The following is a 13,143-nucleotide window of genomic DNA, read 5'->3' as shown; positions in this document are numbered from 1 at the left end:
GGCGGGCTAGAGTGCGCCGCGATGCGAAGGAGCCGACGGGCAGGGTGCTGGGCCGCCGCGATCTGGATCGCTGCGATGGGATGCGGGAGTCCGAGCGTCGACTACGAGGGCCCCACCGCCGACTGGCCCGAGTACGCCGGCGACAAGGGCGGCTCGCGGTACTCCGCGCTCACCCAGGTCGACCGCGAGAACGTCGCGCACCTGGAGCTCGCCTGGAGCCACCACAGCGGCGACGCCTTCCCCGGCAGCGCCGAGCAGGCACCCACCGCGCTGCAGGTGACGCCGCTCGTCACGAACGACACGCTCTACTACTGCACGCCCTACATGCGGGTCTTTGCGCTCGACCCCGAGACCGGGGAGGAGCGTTGGAGCTTCGATCCGGAGCTTCGCGGGAAGGGTGTCGGCGGCCCCTACCCCCTCACCTGTCGCGGCGTCGCGTACTGGGAGGACCCCGACCCCGAGCGCGTCGGGGAAGCATGTCGCAAGCGCATCCTCTATGGGACGCGAGACTCGGAGTTGATCGCCCTCGACGCCGACGACGGGCGCCTTTGCGAAGGCTTCGGGAACGGCGGCCGGGTCCCCCTGCGCGAGGGCATCGGCGGGGAAGTTCCCGATTGGGAGTACTACCCCACCTCGCCGCCGCTGGTGATCCGAGACGTCGCCGTGCTCGGCGCCCTCGTCGCCGATCAGCTGAAGACCGATGCGCCCTCGGGTGTGGTGCGCGCCTTCGACGTGCGCACGGGGGAGCTGCGCTGGGCCTGGGATCCGGTCCCGCCCGGCTGGACGCCCGACCCGCCCGAAGGCGAGTGGTACCAACGCGGCACGCCGAACGTGTGGTCGCTGCTCTCGGGGGACGAGGAGCGCGGGCTCGTGTTCGTCCCGACCGGCAACCCATCTCCGGACAGCTTCGGCGGCGCGCGCCGGGGGATCGATCACTTCGGTAGCTCGACGGTGGCCCTCGACGCCGAGTCCGGAGACGTCGTCTGGCACTACCAGACCGTGCATCACGACGTCTGGGACTACGACGTCCCCGCGCAGCCCCAGCTCTTTCGACACCCCGCTGTCGGGCGCGGACGTCCGGCGGTGGTGCAGCCGACGAAGATGGGTCACCTCTTCCTCCTCGACCGCGAGACGGGCGAGCCGCTCTACCCGGTCGAAGAGCGTCCGGTTCCCCAGGCCGGGGTTCCCGAGGAGACGCTCGCCGCCACCCAGCCCTTTCCGACCCACCCGCCGCCGCTCCACGACACCGAGCTCCACGCGGACAACCTGTTCGGCTTCACGCCGATCGACCGCGCTTCCTGCGTCGAGCAGTTCGAGGCGCTCGACTGGGAGGGGCCGTTCACGCCGCCGACGACGCACGGCTCCATCCAGTACCCCCACACCTCGGGTGGCATGAACTGGGGCGGCGTCGCGATCGATCCCGAACGCGGCCTCTTGATCACCAACCAGACCCACGTCGCGATGGTGGTGCGGTTGGTGCCGCGGGCCGATTTCGAGGATCTCCCGGCCAGCGCGCTGGTCTACCCGAACGAGGCCTACCCGATGCGGGGGACACCGTACGGCGTCATCCGACATCCCTTCTTCTCGAGCTTCGGCGCACCGTGCAACCCGCCGCCCTGGGGCAGCCTGACCGCCGTCGATCTCGCCACGGGCGACGTGCGGTGGCGCGTGCCACTCGGGACGACCCGCGATCAGGCGCCGTTCCCGGTCTGGGCGCTGCCCTTCTGGGGAGAGCTCGGTGCCCCCAACTTCGGTGGCGGGCTGCTGACGGCGGGCGGCGTGTATTTCATCGGCGCGACGACCGACAAGTACTTCCGCGCCTTCGATGCCGACTCGGGTGAAGAGCTCTGGCGCACCCGCATTCCGTTTACGGCGAATGCGACGCCCGCCACCTACCGGTTGCGCGCGTCGAGTCGTCAGTTCGTCGTGGTCGCGGCCGGCGGCAACCCGCTCACGGGCACCGGCGACGCGCTGCTGGCCTTCGCGCTCCCCGAATAGGGTGGGCCTCAGGGGGCCGATTTTCACTTGCATGTCAGGCAGTTGTGGCGCCTCCGCCGGGCCGCGGCGCCGCTGGGATCCCCCCGCTTCCCAACTCCCAGATTTGGGTTAAAATTCCCAATATCGGCAGCACCCGGAATCCAGGGCCCCCATGAGTGAACAGCTGCGGGCGACGCTGACGGCGGCGATTCGCCGGCTGCTGCGGCCCTTGGTGCGCATTCTTCTGCGCAACGGCGTGCCGTTCGGAGTCTTCTCGGATCACGCGAAGCAGGTGTACGTGGAAGTCGCGGAGCAGGAGTTCGGGGTCCCGGGCAGGAAGCCGTCGATCTCGCGCGTCTCCGTCCTGACCGGCCTGACGCGCAAGGAAGTGAGTCGGCTCCAGCGCGAGGGCGATGCCGCTGCGGCGCCGGTCGAGCGATACAACCGCGCCGCGCGCGTCATCAGCGCCTGGGTCCGTGAGGCCGACTTCAACGACAAGGCCGGTCGACCCGCGACCCTGCCGATCGAGGGCGAAGGGCGCACGTTCACCGAGCTGGTGCAGCGCTTCGGCGGCGATGTACCGGTGCGTGCGGTACTCGACGAGTTGCTGCGGGTGGATGCCGCGGAGTACACCCGCGATGGGCGCCTGCGGCTGGTGACGCGTGCCTACGTTCCCCGGACGGGCGAAGAGGAGAAGCTCGCGATCCTCGGGTTGGACGTGACGGATCTGGTCGAGACGATCGATCACAATCTCACCCAGCCTGCGGAAGATGCGTTCTTTCAGCGCAAGGTCTCCTACGACAATCTCGTTGGGGAGAGCCTGCCTTCGCTGCGTCGCGACGCCGCGAAGCGCGCGCAGCGCCTGCTCGAACACCTCGACGAGCGCATGGCGAAGAGCGACCGGGATGCGAACCCGGAGGTGGAGGGCAGCGGTCGGCATCGCGCTGTGCTCGGCATCTTCTACCGCGAACACTCGGTCGAAGACGAGAACGACGACGAGGACGCGTCGTGAGTGCTCGACTCGCATTCGTCTTCGGGCTCGCATTCTGCCTCTCCTGCAGCGGCGGAGGGAGCAGCGGAGGCGGTGGGACCGACGTCGCGAGTGGCGGGATCGGCGGCACGGGTATCTCCTCGGGCTCGGTCACGGGCTTCGGTAGCTTCTTCGTGACCGGCACGGCCTGGAGCCTGGCGGCCACGGGAACGATCGAGATCGACGGAGAGACCCGCGGCGGCGGGGGTGCGCCATTCACCGAAGCGGATCTCGAGCTCGGCATGTACCTGCGCGTCGACGGCACGCGCGACGCCACGGGCGCGACCGGCTCGGCCACGACGGTGATCTTCGATGAGGCGATCCGCGGCGCGGTCGAACAGACCCCGGTGAACGTGATGGGACAGACCAACCAGCGAGAGTTCACGGTGCTGGGGCAGCGGGTCGTGATCGACGAAGGACTCACCGTGTTCGAAGGCATCACCTTCGACACCCTCGCGCTGAACCGCGTCGTCGAAGTCAGCGGCCCGGTCGAGACCGACGGCACGATCCGCGCGACCCGACTCGAGGATCTGGGCCCCCTCGTCCTCAACGCGACCCCGGTCGAGTTCAAGGGGCGGGTCGACAGCCTCGGCCTTCTCGATTTCGAGATCGGGCCCACGACCGTTCAGTTCGTCTGCGGCGGCACGACCGACTGCAGCGGGCTGCCGACCATGTCGCCTTCCGCTGGCGCGCTCGTCGAGGTGGAGGGCATCCAGACGCAGGCGGGCATGAACCCCGAGGTGATGGCCACGACGATCCGACCCTTCGTGCCCTTCTCCCAGGCCGTGCCGATCGGGAGCCCCGCGGTCGAAGTCCAGGGCGTGGTCGACGACTTCTCGAGTCTCTCCAGTTTCAGCGTGAACGGGCTGCCCGTCTCCGCCGGCAGCGCCACCCTCGAGCCGAACACGCCGGCGCTCTTCGAGGACGGGGTCTATGTCGAGGTCGAGGGCGACGTCGTCGGCGGGATCCTGGTCGCAGCGACCCTGCGTCTGGAAGATCCGAACGCGCAGGTCGCGGCCCGGATCGCGACGGGCGGCCTCGACCGCCTGGCCCAGAACGAGATCCTGCTGCTCGTCGAGGGAACGCCCGGGATGGAGGGGTTCTCGCAGCTCATCGTCGAGGTCGATCCCTCCCTGCGTCTCGAAGACGACGACGGGGGCGACGACGATCTGAACCTCGAGGAGCTGATGGTCGGGGACTTCCTCGAAGTGCACGGGGTCGACGTCGGCGATGGGCGGATCCGGGCGACCGAGATCGAACGGGAAGACGTCGACGACGTCGAGCTCACGGGGGCCATCGAGGCCGTGGACACCGATCCACTGGGTGGGCGCGGTTTTATGCTGCACGGCGTGTTCGTCGAGCTCGTCCAGGGCACCACGCGCGACGATGACGGGAACGTCCTCGACGTGACCGCCTTCCTGGCCGGGCTGGCCGTGGGCACCGAGCTGACCGCGACCGACGAGGAAGACGGCTCGGAGACGACCTTCGACATCGCCAACGAAGTGGATCTCGACGACTAGGTCTGCCTAGAATGCGCCACCGCGCGACGGGAAGTCGCCGGAGAGGAGTGCGTTCATGGCGGGACGTGTCGCAGGGAAGGTGGCGATCGTGACGGGCGGTGCGTCGGGCATCGGTCGGGGCACCGCCGAAGTGCTGCTGCGGGAGGGCGCGCGGGTCGCCATCACCGACGTGAACGAGTCACTCGGACGCGAGGCCGAGAAGGAGCTCGGCAGCGACGCCCTGTTCGTGCGCCACGACGTCACCCAGGAGGCCGACTGGGAGCACGCCATCGCCGCGACCCGCGAGCGCTTCGGCCCCCTCGACGTCCTGGTGAACAACGCCGGGGTGATCGAGCCCGGGGACCCCGAGTCGTCGACCCTGGCCCTCGTCGAGAAGGTCTTCGCGGTGAACTTCTCGGGCGTCTTCCTCGGGTGCAAATACGCCATCGCTGCGATGCGCGAGAGCGGTGGCGGCTCGATCATCAACATGTCGTCGGCTTCCGGGCTGGTCGGCTTTCCCACCTTCGCGGTCTACGGCGCCAGCAAGGCCGCCGTGCGCGGCTTCACGAAGAGCGTCGCGGCCCACTGCATCGAGCGCGGCGACCCGATCCGCTGCAACTCGATCCACCCCGGCGGCGTGGACACGCCCGGGATTCGCTCCTTGCAGGCGCGGACCGGGGTCGACCCGGCGACGGTCGACAACGCGCCCGAAGACGGTCGCTACCTGGCCGGCACGCCCCAGGAGATCGGCGAACTCGTGCTCTACCTCGCGTCCGATGCGTCGCGCTATATGAACGGCTCGGAACTCGCCATCGACGGCGGACTGACTGCCGTCTGAACGCGCTTCACCAGGAGAACCCCGTGACCCGACTCCCCGCCGTTGCTCTTGCCGCCGTTCCCGGCCGCCGGCGTTCCGCCCTCGAGCTCGCCACCGAATGCGAGAAGCGCGGTTTCGCCGGCCTCTACTGCGCGAGCTTCGGCGATGCGGTCGGGCTCTGCGAAGCCCTGGCGCTCCACACGAAGACGATCCGGTTCGGAACCGCCATCGCCAACCTCTACACGCGACACGTTCTCGACTACGCCGAGACCGTCGCGCTGATCCACGAACTCTCGGGCGGGCGTTTCCACTTCGGCGTCGGCGTCAGCCATGCGCCGATGAACGCGCGGCTCGGCCTTCGCACCGGAAAGCCGCTCTCGGACATGCGAGAGTTCGTCGAGGGGCTGAAGGGAGCCAAGCGAGTCGGAGAGCTGCCGCCGGTGGTCGTCGCCGGGTTGCGGCAGCGCATGGTCGCGCTGGCCGGCGAGATCGCCGAGGGCGTCGTGTTCGCGAACGCATCGCGCTCCCACATGCAGGCCTCGCTCGCCGCGTTGCCCGACGCGAAGCGGAACGATCCGAACTTCTACGTGGGTGACATGCTGCCCACCTGCATCAGCGACGACCGCGAGGCGGCGAAGGCGCGCAATCGCAAGACCCTCGTCATGTACGTGAACCTTCCGAACTACCGCAACTACTGGAAGGAAGCCGGCTACGTCGAGGAGATGGAGGCGATCGAGAAGGCCATCGAGAACGGGGAGCGCGACCGGCTCACCGAGCTGATGAGCGATCGCTGGCTGGCCGATTGCACCCTGTTCGGCTCGGTGAACGAGGTGCGCGAAGGTCTCGAGGCCTGGTTCGACGCTGGCGTGCGCACGCCGATCCTGGTGCCCTCCTCGGCGGCGGGAAACCAGCTCGTCGCGTTCCAGGAGCTATTCGCCGCGTTCGACTAGTCGTCGCTCGACAGCCAAGGAGGAGTCGATGCCCGCTCCGCTCGTCGTCAGTCACTTGATCGTCCATGTCGCGGATACGGACGCGACCCTCGACTTCTGGTGCAAGGGCCTCGGAGCCGAGCTCGAGTCGGACGAGGAGCTCGAGGCGCCCGCCCTGGACGCGATGTTCGGTCGCCCGGGTGTGCGGATCCGGGACACCTTCGTTCGCGCCGGCTCCGTCCGCTTGCACACGATCGAGACCCTCGACGTATCGCGCGCAGCGGCAGCGCCGCCCGAGGGCTACCCGGTCGGACTGGGCGGGCTCTCCTTCCGTGTGGCGGACCTCGACGCGGCGCACGCGCGGGCGAGCGCCGAGGGGCGCGAGCCGACGCCCATCTTCGCCTTCGACGACATCGCGACGCCGGTGCGCATGTTCTTTCTCACGGACCCGAACGGGATCCGCGTCGAGATGATGGAAGGGGACGCCTAGCGGGTCGGGCGCAGGGCGACCGGCGCACTCGTGTCGGCGCCCTGGTCGAGCGCGTGCAGCGAGGCGCAGACCCCGCTACCGCAGTGCGGATGCAGGGGGTCGGCGAAGAGCCCGACGGCCGCCAGGAGCGACACACCGGCGAGGAAGAGAGCGGCGATCTTGGGGTGCATGAGCGGAGCCTCCAAGGGGGACTCCAGAAGGATCGTCGGCTCGGATCCCCGGCTGCTGTGAACTAGTTCACGTTCCGCGAAGAATCCTGGCCTCGGAGCGCTTCGCCGATCCAGGCGTCGAGCTCGGTCCAGGCATCGAGCAGCCATTCGCCCCGCTCGGCGGGCAGCTGCGACGCCGGGGTGGTCCAGCAGCGGACCCGGATCTCCCGATCGATCACGCGCCCGCTCCAGAGGTCGGACCAACCCGCGGCGCCTTCGAAGCCGACATGCCCGCACACGACGACGTGGCCGTTTCCCTCACTGGCGAACCGGTCCAGGAGCGCGCTCACGCCGCCCAGGCGGGGGGGCAACACGTTGCGGAGGCGGGCGGCGCGGGCTGCGAAGGCCGGGTCGCCCGTGTCCTGGAGGCGCTCGACGGCGCGCGCTCGCTTCTCGGCCGAGAAGCGGGTGCCTTCCGGGTAGATCAGCACGCCTTCGTGAGGCTCCAGGTTGCGCGCGAGAGCGGCGACCGCGCCGATCTCGGTCTTGCCGTTCGGGGCGCTGCGGTCGACGAACACGTTGGGCAGACGCTGCCCGACGATGTCGAGGCAGGGATCCCAGAGGAGCTCCTTCTTCAGCACGTAGCGAAGCTGGTAGCCGTAGGGGATCGCGAACAGGACCGAGGGAAGCAGCGTGTCGCCCATGCTGGCGTGGCGCAGCAACAACAGGATCGGTCCGTCGGGCGGCGGCTCGCCCCCCGGTTCGATCTGCACGCGCAGGCCGAAGATGCGCTCGACGCCGCGGAAGATCGCGCCGGCCCAGAAGTTCTGGAGCTGGTAGTTGCGCTCGCGAAAGCGTGCTTCCGAGTCGACCCCGAGGGCGCGCAAGATGCCGATGCCGGCGGCAGAGACGAGGCCGAGGACCTCGCAGGTGAACATCCAGGTCAGCATCGCGGCGAGCCGCGTGCCCGCAAAACGCACGCCACGCACCACGTCCGTGACGAGCAGAATCGGCAGCCACACCGGCAACGTGATCCACGATGCGACACAGCCGAGGAACATGGCGGGGACGGTGATCCCGCGACGAGTGAATGCGGAGCTCATGGCGTTTCCGCGAATTCTCCGTTGTGGCTCGCCCCAGCGGCCAGTCATAGCGGGTGGGAGATCCGGCGCCAGTGAGGCGCCGGGGCCTCCGAGGGGCCCTCATGCCGGTTTCGCGAGCCGCCGTTAAGGTCACCCTATGGCAGATCCGATCCCCGCGAGTGAGCTCTTTCAGCGATCCGGCTGGCAGGTGGCCATCCTCTTCGATGGGGACTGCCCCCTCTGCGCCCGGGAGATCGCGATGCTCGAGCGCCGCAATCCCGAGGGGCGGCTGGCGACCGTGGACATCGCGGCGGCGGACTTCGATGCAGGCCTCTTCGAGACCGACCACGCCACGCTGATGGCGCGGATCCACGGGGTGCTGCCCGACCGCACGCTGATCGAGGGGATGGAGGTCTTCCGTCGGGCCTACACCGCGGTGGGGCTCGGCTGGGTGACGGCGCCGTCGGCCTGGCCGGTCCTCGGCCCCGTCTTCGATGCCGCCTATCGCTGGTTCGCGAAGTACCGCCTGCGCCTCACCGGGCGCAACCACGCTTGCGAGGACCACTGCGCCGCGAAGCTCGGGGCTGGCCCGGCATGACCGAACACCTGTTGCGACGCGAACTGCGCCTCGAGGGCAGCCCGAAGGACGTCTTCCCGTTCTTCGCCGACGCCGCGAACCTGGGACGCATCACCCCGCCCGAGCTGCGCTTCCAGATCACGACCCCGCTCCCGATCGAGATGCGCGTGGGTGCGATCATCGAGTACCAGCTACGCCTGTTCGGCGTGCCCTTTGGCTGGCGCACCGAGATCTCGGCCTGGGAGCCGCCCTACCACTTCGTGGACGAGCAGCGCCGGGGTCCCTACGCGCTCTGGCACCACACCCATCGCTTCGAAGAGTCGGAAGGGGCGACCCTGATGATCGACGAGGTGCGCTACGCGCTTCCGCTTTCGCCCCTCGGCGAAATCGCGCACCCCATCGTGCGCCGCCAGCTCGACCGCATCTTCGACTACCGCGCCGCGATGGTGCCCGAGCTCGTCGGCGGCTGACCGAGAGCGACGCTAGACCCGCGACAGGAATGCGAGCACGTGGGACGCCACGTACTCGATCTGTTCCTCGGTGAGCTGCGGGTACATCGGGATCGAGATCAGCTCTCGGCAGGCCTCGCGCGTCACCTTGAGATCGCCTGCGCGATGCTCGTGATGCCGCAGTGCCGGCTGTTCGTGGCCCGGGTTCTTGTAGTGGATGCCCGTGCCGATGCCCTGCTCGCCCAGATAGGCGGCGAGGGCGTCGCGCTCGGGAACCCGCAGCGTGTACACGTGGTAGACGTGCTCGTTGCCCGCTCGTGCCACCGGAACGCGCGCGGCCGAACCGGCGAAGAGCGCGTCGTAGCGGGCCGCGTGGGCGCGCCGTGCCGCGTTGCCCTCGTCGAGCGTCGGGAGCTTCGCCCGGAGCACTGCCGCCTGGAGCTCGTCGAGGCGCAGGTTGTAGCCGATGATCTCGTGTTCGAACTTCGAGACGTGGCCATGGTGCCGCAGCAACTCGACCTGGCGCGCGATCTCGTCGTCGTTGGTGGTGACGAAGCCGCCTTCACCGACGCCGCCCAGGTTCTTGGTGAAGTAGAAGCTGAAGCTCGCGACGTCGCCGAGGTTGCCGCAGCGTCGGCCGTGGTAGCGGGCACCGTGGGCCTGCGCCGCGTCCTCGATGACCCGGAGCTCGTGCTCGCGCGCGATCTCGTGGAGCGGATCCATGTCCGCGGCTTGTCCGTAGAGGTGAACCGGCAGGATCGCCCGGGTCTTCTCGGTGACGGCCTCGCGGACCGCGTCGGGGTCCAGGGTCAAGGTGTCCGGCTCGACGTCGGCGAGCACCGGGATCGCACCGACGTGCACGATCGCCTCGATCGTCGCAAAGAAGGTGTGGGCGGGAGCGATGACCTCGTCGCCTCGCCCGACCCCGCAGGCCATCAGCGCCGCGAACAGCGCGTCGGTGCCGTTCGAGAGGCCGAGGCCGTGGCGGGCGCCGCAGTAGTCGGCGAACTCGCTCTCGAGGGCTCGGATGTGGGGGCCCTGGAACAGCTGCATGCCATCGAGAATCGACTCGAAGTCACGAAACACCTGCTCCTTCACCGGCGCGAAAGCGGCGCGCAGATCGACCAGCGGTACCTGCATCGTGCTGTTCCCCATGCGCCTGTTCTAGCGGAGTTCCACGGGTTCAGCCCGCCGGCGGGGGAGCCCCATGGCTCGAGAGGCCCTGTCGCGCCCGGACGCGCCGAAAGCTCTCCTCGTAGAGGTCGCGTGGCGTCGGGGGACGCGGGACCCCGGGGAAGACGTCGGTCGAGACGTGGCACAGTCGGGCCCGGTGCCAGAGGCTGATCCCCCGAGCGCCGGCCTTCCGCATGCGGTTGCGCAGCTCCGAGTCTTCCTTGCCGAAGCCCGCGAAGGCTTCGTCGAAGCCATCGACCTTCCAGAAGAGGTCGCGGGCCACGGCGAAGTTGCCGCCCCGGATGCGCGGTCGGTTCGGTTTGCGCCCCGCATAGAGCCAGTTTCGGAAGTGGGCCCAGTGGAGTCGTCGCCAGGTGGCGGCGTCGAGCCGGCGCTCGTGGGCTCCGGCGCGCACCGAGGCTGGCGTCAGCGCCGCGGTCTCTTCGGGGTCCAGGAAGATGTAGCCCCCGACCAGGAACTCTCCGGGCACCGCCGCTTGCCGGTACACCTCGACCCAGTTGCGGTAGGGCACGCAATCGCCGTCGACGAAGATCAGGAGCTCGGTTTCGGTGGCGAGCGCGGCGCGGTTCTGCGCGCGCATCTTCTGAAACCCGTCGTCCTCTTGCCAGACGCAGCGCACGGGAAACGGGAGCTCGGCTCGCAGGCGCTCGACGGTCTCCTGAGCGGGGGGGTGTGAACCGTCATCGGCAACGACGACGTCGAAGGCCGGATCGGTCTGGGCCGCCAGCGCTGCGAGTACCAGCCCCAGCTCGCGCGGCTGGTTGTAGGCGGCCACGATCACCGACGTGGTGGGGCCCTGGGGTCCGAAAGAGGTTCGCATCGTGGGCCCCCGACGATATCCTCCCGGCGCTCGCCGAACGAGGCACCCATGCCCGCTGGCACCGACATCCTCGTCGAGATCTCCGAACTCGACGTGCAGATCGCCGCTTGCGACGAAGAGAAGGCGTCCCTCCCCGAGGCGCGGGCCACACTGGCCGCCCAGCGGAAGGCGGGCGCCGATGCCATCGCGCTCGCCGAGACGCAAGTGCAGGAGGCCGAGCAGGAGCAGCGGCGGCACGAGGCCGTGCTGGCCGATCAGGAGGCGCTGGTCACGAAACTCGAGGGCCAGCAGCACGCGGTCAAGACGAACGAGGCCTACACCGCGCTGCTTCAAGAGATCGAGAATGCGCGCGCGCAGGCGTCGGCGGCCGAGACCCAGATTCTCGAGTCGATGGAGTCGAGCGAGCAGGCACGCGGCATCGTGGCCGAGGCGCAACAGGCGTCCGCCGAGATCGACGAGCGCGCCGCGGCGGAGACGATCGTCCTGGACGATCGCGAGAAGTCGCTCGACCAGAGCCTCGCCAATCTGCACCGGGAGCGCGGCAGCCGCGCCGAGCAGCTCGACGCCAAGCTCCTCGCCCACTACGACAAGGTCGCGAAGCGCCGCAAACCCGCGATCGCGGTGGCGAAGGGTGAGACCTGCATGGGCTGTCGGGTGGGCCTGCCGCCCCAGAACCTGATCGAGCTCCACAAGGGCGAGTCGCTGATCACCTGCGGCAACTGCCAGCGCATCCTGGTGCTCGAGCGCGACTGAACCGCCGCGGGAAACCCGGGATTCGAGGTCGATTCCGGGCGTTTCGAGGCGATGTTCCCCGGCCCGCGGCGATGCCCGATCGCATGCGCAAAAATTCCCTTTTCCCCATTGATAACGAGAGGTTGCGGGTTCCTCCCGACGGAGCCGCGAACGCCGTTCGGAAGGGCCCGTCTGCTATGCTGCGCCTTCGACCACCGGCTGGGGCCTCCCCCCCTACTCCAGCGGACGGGGCATGAAGAACAACGATCGGTACTGGGACTGTCTCGACCAGGCGATGGAAGCGTCTCACGGCGGACGCATCGATGAAGCCCTGGCATGGCTCGATGAAGCGCTCCGCGCGCATCCCGATGGCGCCGAGGCCCACAACGGCCGCGGCGAGATCCTCTGGGACGAAGGGCGCGTGGAAGAGTCGCTCTACGAATTCGAGCGCTCGCTGCAGGCCGATCCCAAGTTCATCACGGCGCATTTGAATCGTGCCGAGCTGCTCGTCGAGGACCTCGGCGAGTACGAGCAGGCTGTGGCGCTCTGCGACGAGCTGTTGGGCGGACAGGCCAGCCTGCCGCGCCTCGACCGCAGCAGCGAGGGCGAGGTCTACTACCTGAAGGCAAAGGCGGTGTTCTACCTCGACGACCTCGAGGGAGCCCTGTTCCTGACCCGCCGAGCGATCAAGACCGCCGGCGATGTGCCCGTCTACCGCGCCTTCGACGGTCAGATCCTCTTCGAGCTCGGTCGCTTCGACGATGCCCGCCGTGCCCTCGAGGCCGCCACCATCCTCGACCCCGAGTCGGGACACGCCTTCTACCACCTGGCGCTGGTGCTCGAGCGACTCGGGGACGCCGACAACTCCGAGCGCGCCTTCGAGGCGGCGAACGCCCTCGACCCCCACCACTACCCGCTGCCCGTGGCGGTCGACCCCGAGTTCTTCCGCGGGGCGGTCGCCGAGGCGATCGACAACCTGCCGCGCTCGATCCGCGAGTACGTCGACGACGTGCCCGTCCTCGTCGAGGACTACCCGTCCGACGCCCTGCTGGCCGAGGAAGGCGTGTCCCCCCAGATCCTGGGGATCTACATCGGCACGCCGCGCACCGAAGGCGGCCCGACGCATCAGCCGACGGACGTGACCCGGGTGATCCTCTTCCAGAAGAACCTCGAGAAGATCTGCCGCGATCGCGACGACTTGATCGAGCAGATCCAGATCACGGTGCGTCACGAGATTGGCCACCACCTGGGGCTTTCCGAAGAAGACCTCGAACGCCTCGGTTTGGCGTAGGAGCTCGCCTTCGGGCCGATCTCGGTGTCGCGAAATCTCGGCGTAGGAAGCACTACGCCTCCGATTTCGCGCCATGATCTCGACCCGAAATCGAGCTCCTAGACCGG

At 68.9% G+C, this 13,143-nt stretch carries 14 protein-coding genes; 10 read left to right on the top strand and 4 right to left on the bottom strand.

From position 1 onward, the window contains the following. Positions 1-21 precede the first annotated feature (21 nt). The 6 genes from AAF430_13645 (at position 22) to AAF430_13620 (ending at position 6,742) form a co-directional block, all read left to right on the top strand. On the top strand, positions 22-1,998 hold the full coding sequence (locus AAF430_13645) for a pyrroloquinoline quinone-dependent dehydrogenase (GenBank protein ID MEM7411275.1): 1,977 nt from the start codon (positions 22-24) through the stop codon (positions 1,996-1,998). A gap of 151 nt (positions 1,999-2,149) precedes the next feature. Beyond that, on the top strand, positions 2,150-2,989 hold the full coding sequence (locus AAF430_13640; protein MEM7411274.1) for a DUF6502 family protein: 840 nt from the start codon (positions 2,150-2,152) through the stop codon (positions 2,987-2,989). Next, positions 2,986-4,527 (top strand): DUF5666 domain-containing protein, encoded by a 1,542-nt coding sequence (locus AAF430_13635; protein MEM7411273.1) that lies wholly within the window; start codon positions 2,986-2,988, stop codon positions 4,525-4,527. Before AAF430_13640 ends, AAF430_13635 begins: the two co-directional genes overlap by 4 nt. 55 nt (positions 4,528-4,582) lie before the next feature. Next, entirely contained in the window at positions 4,583-5,344 is a 762-nt protein-coding gene (locus tag AAF430_13630) for a glucose 1-dehydrogenase (GenBank protein ID MEM7411272.1), read from the top strand. A gap of 23 nt (positions 5,345-5,367) precedes the next feature. Then, a complete protein-coding gene (locus AAF430_13625) occupies positions 5,368-6,273 on the top strand; it encodes an LLM class flavin-dependent oxidoreductase (protein MEM7411271.1) in 906 nt (301 codons plus the stop codon). A 28-nt stretch (positions 6,274-6,301) separates the two neighbouring features. Next, positions 6,302-6,742, top strand: a complete 441-nt coding sequence (locus AAF430_13620) for a VOC family protein (protein ID MEM7411270.1) — start codon at positions 6,302-6,304, stop codon at positions 6,740-6,742. On the opposite strand, the gene AAF430_13615 is transcribed toward AAF430_13620, so the two are convergent. Both AAF430_13615 and AAF430_13610 read right to left on the bottom strand, forming a co-directional pair. Continuing rightward, positions 6,739-6,912: a hypothetical protein gene (locus tag AAF430_13615; protein ID MEM7411269.1), complete on the bottom strand. Its 174-nt coding sequence runs from the start codon at positions 6,910-6,912 to the stop codon at positions 6,739-6,741. The two genes, AAF430_13620 and AAF430_13615, sit on opposite strands and share 4 nt — an antisense overlap. A 62-nt stretch (positions 6,913-6,974) precedes the next feature. Then, on the bottom strand, positions 6,975-7,994 hold the full coding sequence (locus AAF430_13610) for a 1-acyl-sn-glycerol-3-phosphate acyltransferase (protein ID MEM7411268.1): 1,020 nt from the start codon (positions 7,992-7,994) through the stop codon (positions 6,975-6,977). A gap of 136 nt (positions 7,995-8,130) precedes the next feature. Here AAF430_13610 and AAF430_13605 point away from each other — a divergent pair, with 136 nt between their 5' ends. Continuing rightward, a complete protein-coding gene (locus AAF430_13605) occupies positions 8,131-8,571 on the top strand; it encodes a DUF393 domain-containing protein (GenBank protein ID MEM7411267.1) in 441 nt (146 codons plus the stop codon). Beyond that, entirely contained in the window at positions 8,568-9,020 is a 453-nt protein-coding gene (locus AAF430_13600; GenBank protein ID MEM7411266.1) for an SRPBCC family protein, read from the top strand. Before AAF430_13605 ends, AAF430_13600 begins: the two co-directional genes overlap by 4 nt. 12 nt (positions 9,021-9,032) lie before the next feature. Here the strand turns inward: AAF430_13600 and AAF430_13595 are convergent, their stop codons facing one another. Both AAF430_13595 and AAF430_13590 read right to left on the bottom strand, forming a co-directional pair. Beyond that, a complete protein-coding gene (locus tag AAF430_13595) occupies positions 9,033-10,154 on the bottom strand; it encodes a DegT/DnrJ/EryC1/StrS family aminotransferase (GenBank protein MEM7411265.1) in 1,122 nt (373 codons plus the stop codon). Positions 10,155-10,182: 28 nt separating this feature from the next. Beyond that, positions 10,183-11,013: a glycosyltransferase gene (locus AAF430_13590; protein MEM7411264.1), complete on the bottom strand. Its 831-nt coding sequence runs from the start codon at positions 11,011-11,013 to the stop codon at positions 10,183-10,185. A 48-nt stretch (positions 11,014-11,061) separates the two neighbouring features. Here AAF430_13590 and AAF430_13585 point away from each other — a divergent pair, with 48 nt between their 5' ends. Together AAF430_13585 and AAF430_13580 are read left to right on the top strand one after the other, a co-directional pair. Then, positions 11,062-11,766 (top strand): C4-type zinc ribbon domain-containing protein, encoded by a 705-nt coding sequence (locus tag AAF430_13585; protein ID MEM7411263.1) that lies wholly within the window; start codon positions 11,062-11,064, stop codon positions 11,764-11,766. Positions 11,767-11,998: 232 nt separating this feature from the next. After that, positions 11,999-13,036 (top strand): metallopeptidase family protein, encoded by a 1,038-nt coding sequence (locus tag AAF430_13580; GenBank protein ID MEM7411262.1) that lies wholly within the window; start codon positions 11,999-12,001, stop codon positions 13,034-13,036. The last annotated feature ends 107 nt before the right edge of the window (positions 13,037-13,143 follow it).

The organism is Myxococcota bacterium (genome assembly GCA_039030075.1).
Classification (GTDB): Bacteria; Myxococcota_A; UBA9160; order UBA9160; family SMWR01; genus JAHEJV01.
Note: the sequence above shows the minus strand (reverse complement) of the source record. Positions and strands in the feature narration are given on the sequence as shown.

Excerpts from the sequence above, each read along its gene's own strand:
- AAF430_13585 (MEM7411263.1), top strand. The coding sequence starts at position 11,062 with ATGCCCGCTGGCACCGACATCCTCGTCGAGATCTCCGAACTCGACGTG.
- AAF430_13610 (MEM7411268.1), bottom strand. The coding sequence starts at position 7,994 with ATGAGCTCCGCATTCACTCGTCGCGGGATCACCGTCCCCGCCATGTTC.
- AAF430_13605 (MEM7411267.1), top strand. The coding sequence starts at position 8,131 with ATGGCAGATCCGATCCCCGCGAGTGAGCTCTTTCAGCGATCCGGCTGG.
- AAF430_13580 (MEM7411262.1), top strand. The coding sequence starts at position 11,999 with ATGAAGAACAACGATCGGTACTGGGACTGTCTCGACCAGGCGATGGAA.
- AAF430_13595 (MEM7411265.1), bottom strand. The coding sequence starts at position 10,154 with ATGGGGAACAGCACGATGCAGGTACCGCTGGTCGATCTGCGCGCCGCT.
- AAF430_13630 (MEM7411272.1), top strand. The coding sequence starts at position 4,583 with ATGGCGGGACGTGTCGCAGGGAAGGTGGCGATCGTGACGGGCGGTGCG.
- AAF430_13615 (MEM7411269.1), bottom strand. The coding sequence starts at position 6,912 with ATGCACCCCAAGATCGCCGCTCTCTTCCTCGCCGGTGTGTCGCTCCTG.
- AAF430_13590 (MEM7411264.1), bottom strand. The coding sequence starts at position 11,013 with ATGCGAACCTCTTTCGGACCCCAGGGCCCCACCACGTCGGTGATCGTG.
- AAF430_13645 (MEM7411275.1), top strand. The coding sequence starts at position 22 with ATGCGAAGGAGCCGACGGGCAGGGTGCTGGGCCGCCGCGATCTGGATC.
- AAF430_13620 (MEM7411270.1), top strand. The coding sequence starts at position 6,302 with ATGCCCGCTCCGCTCGTCGTCAGTCACTTGATCGTCCATGTCGCGGAT.
- AAF430_13600 (MEM7411266.1), top strand. The coding sequence starts at position 8,568 with ATGACCGAACACCTGTTGCGACGCGAACTGCGCCTCGAGGGCAGCCCG.
- AAF430_13640 (MEM7411274.1), top strand. The coding sequence starts at position 2,150 with ATGAGTGAACAGCTGCGGGCGACGCTGACGGCGGCGATTCGCCGGCTG.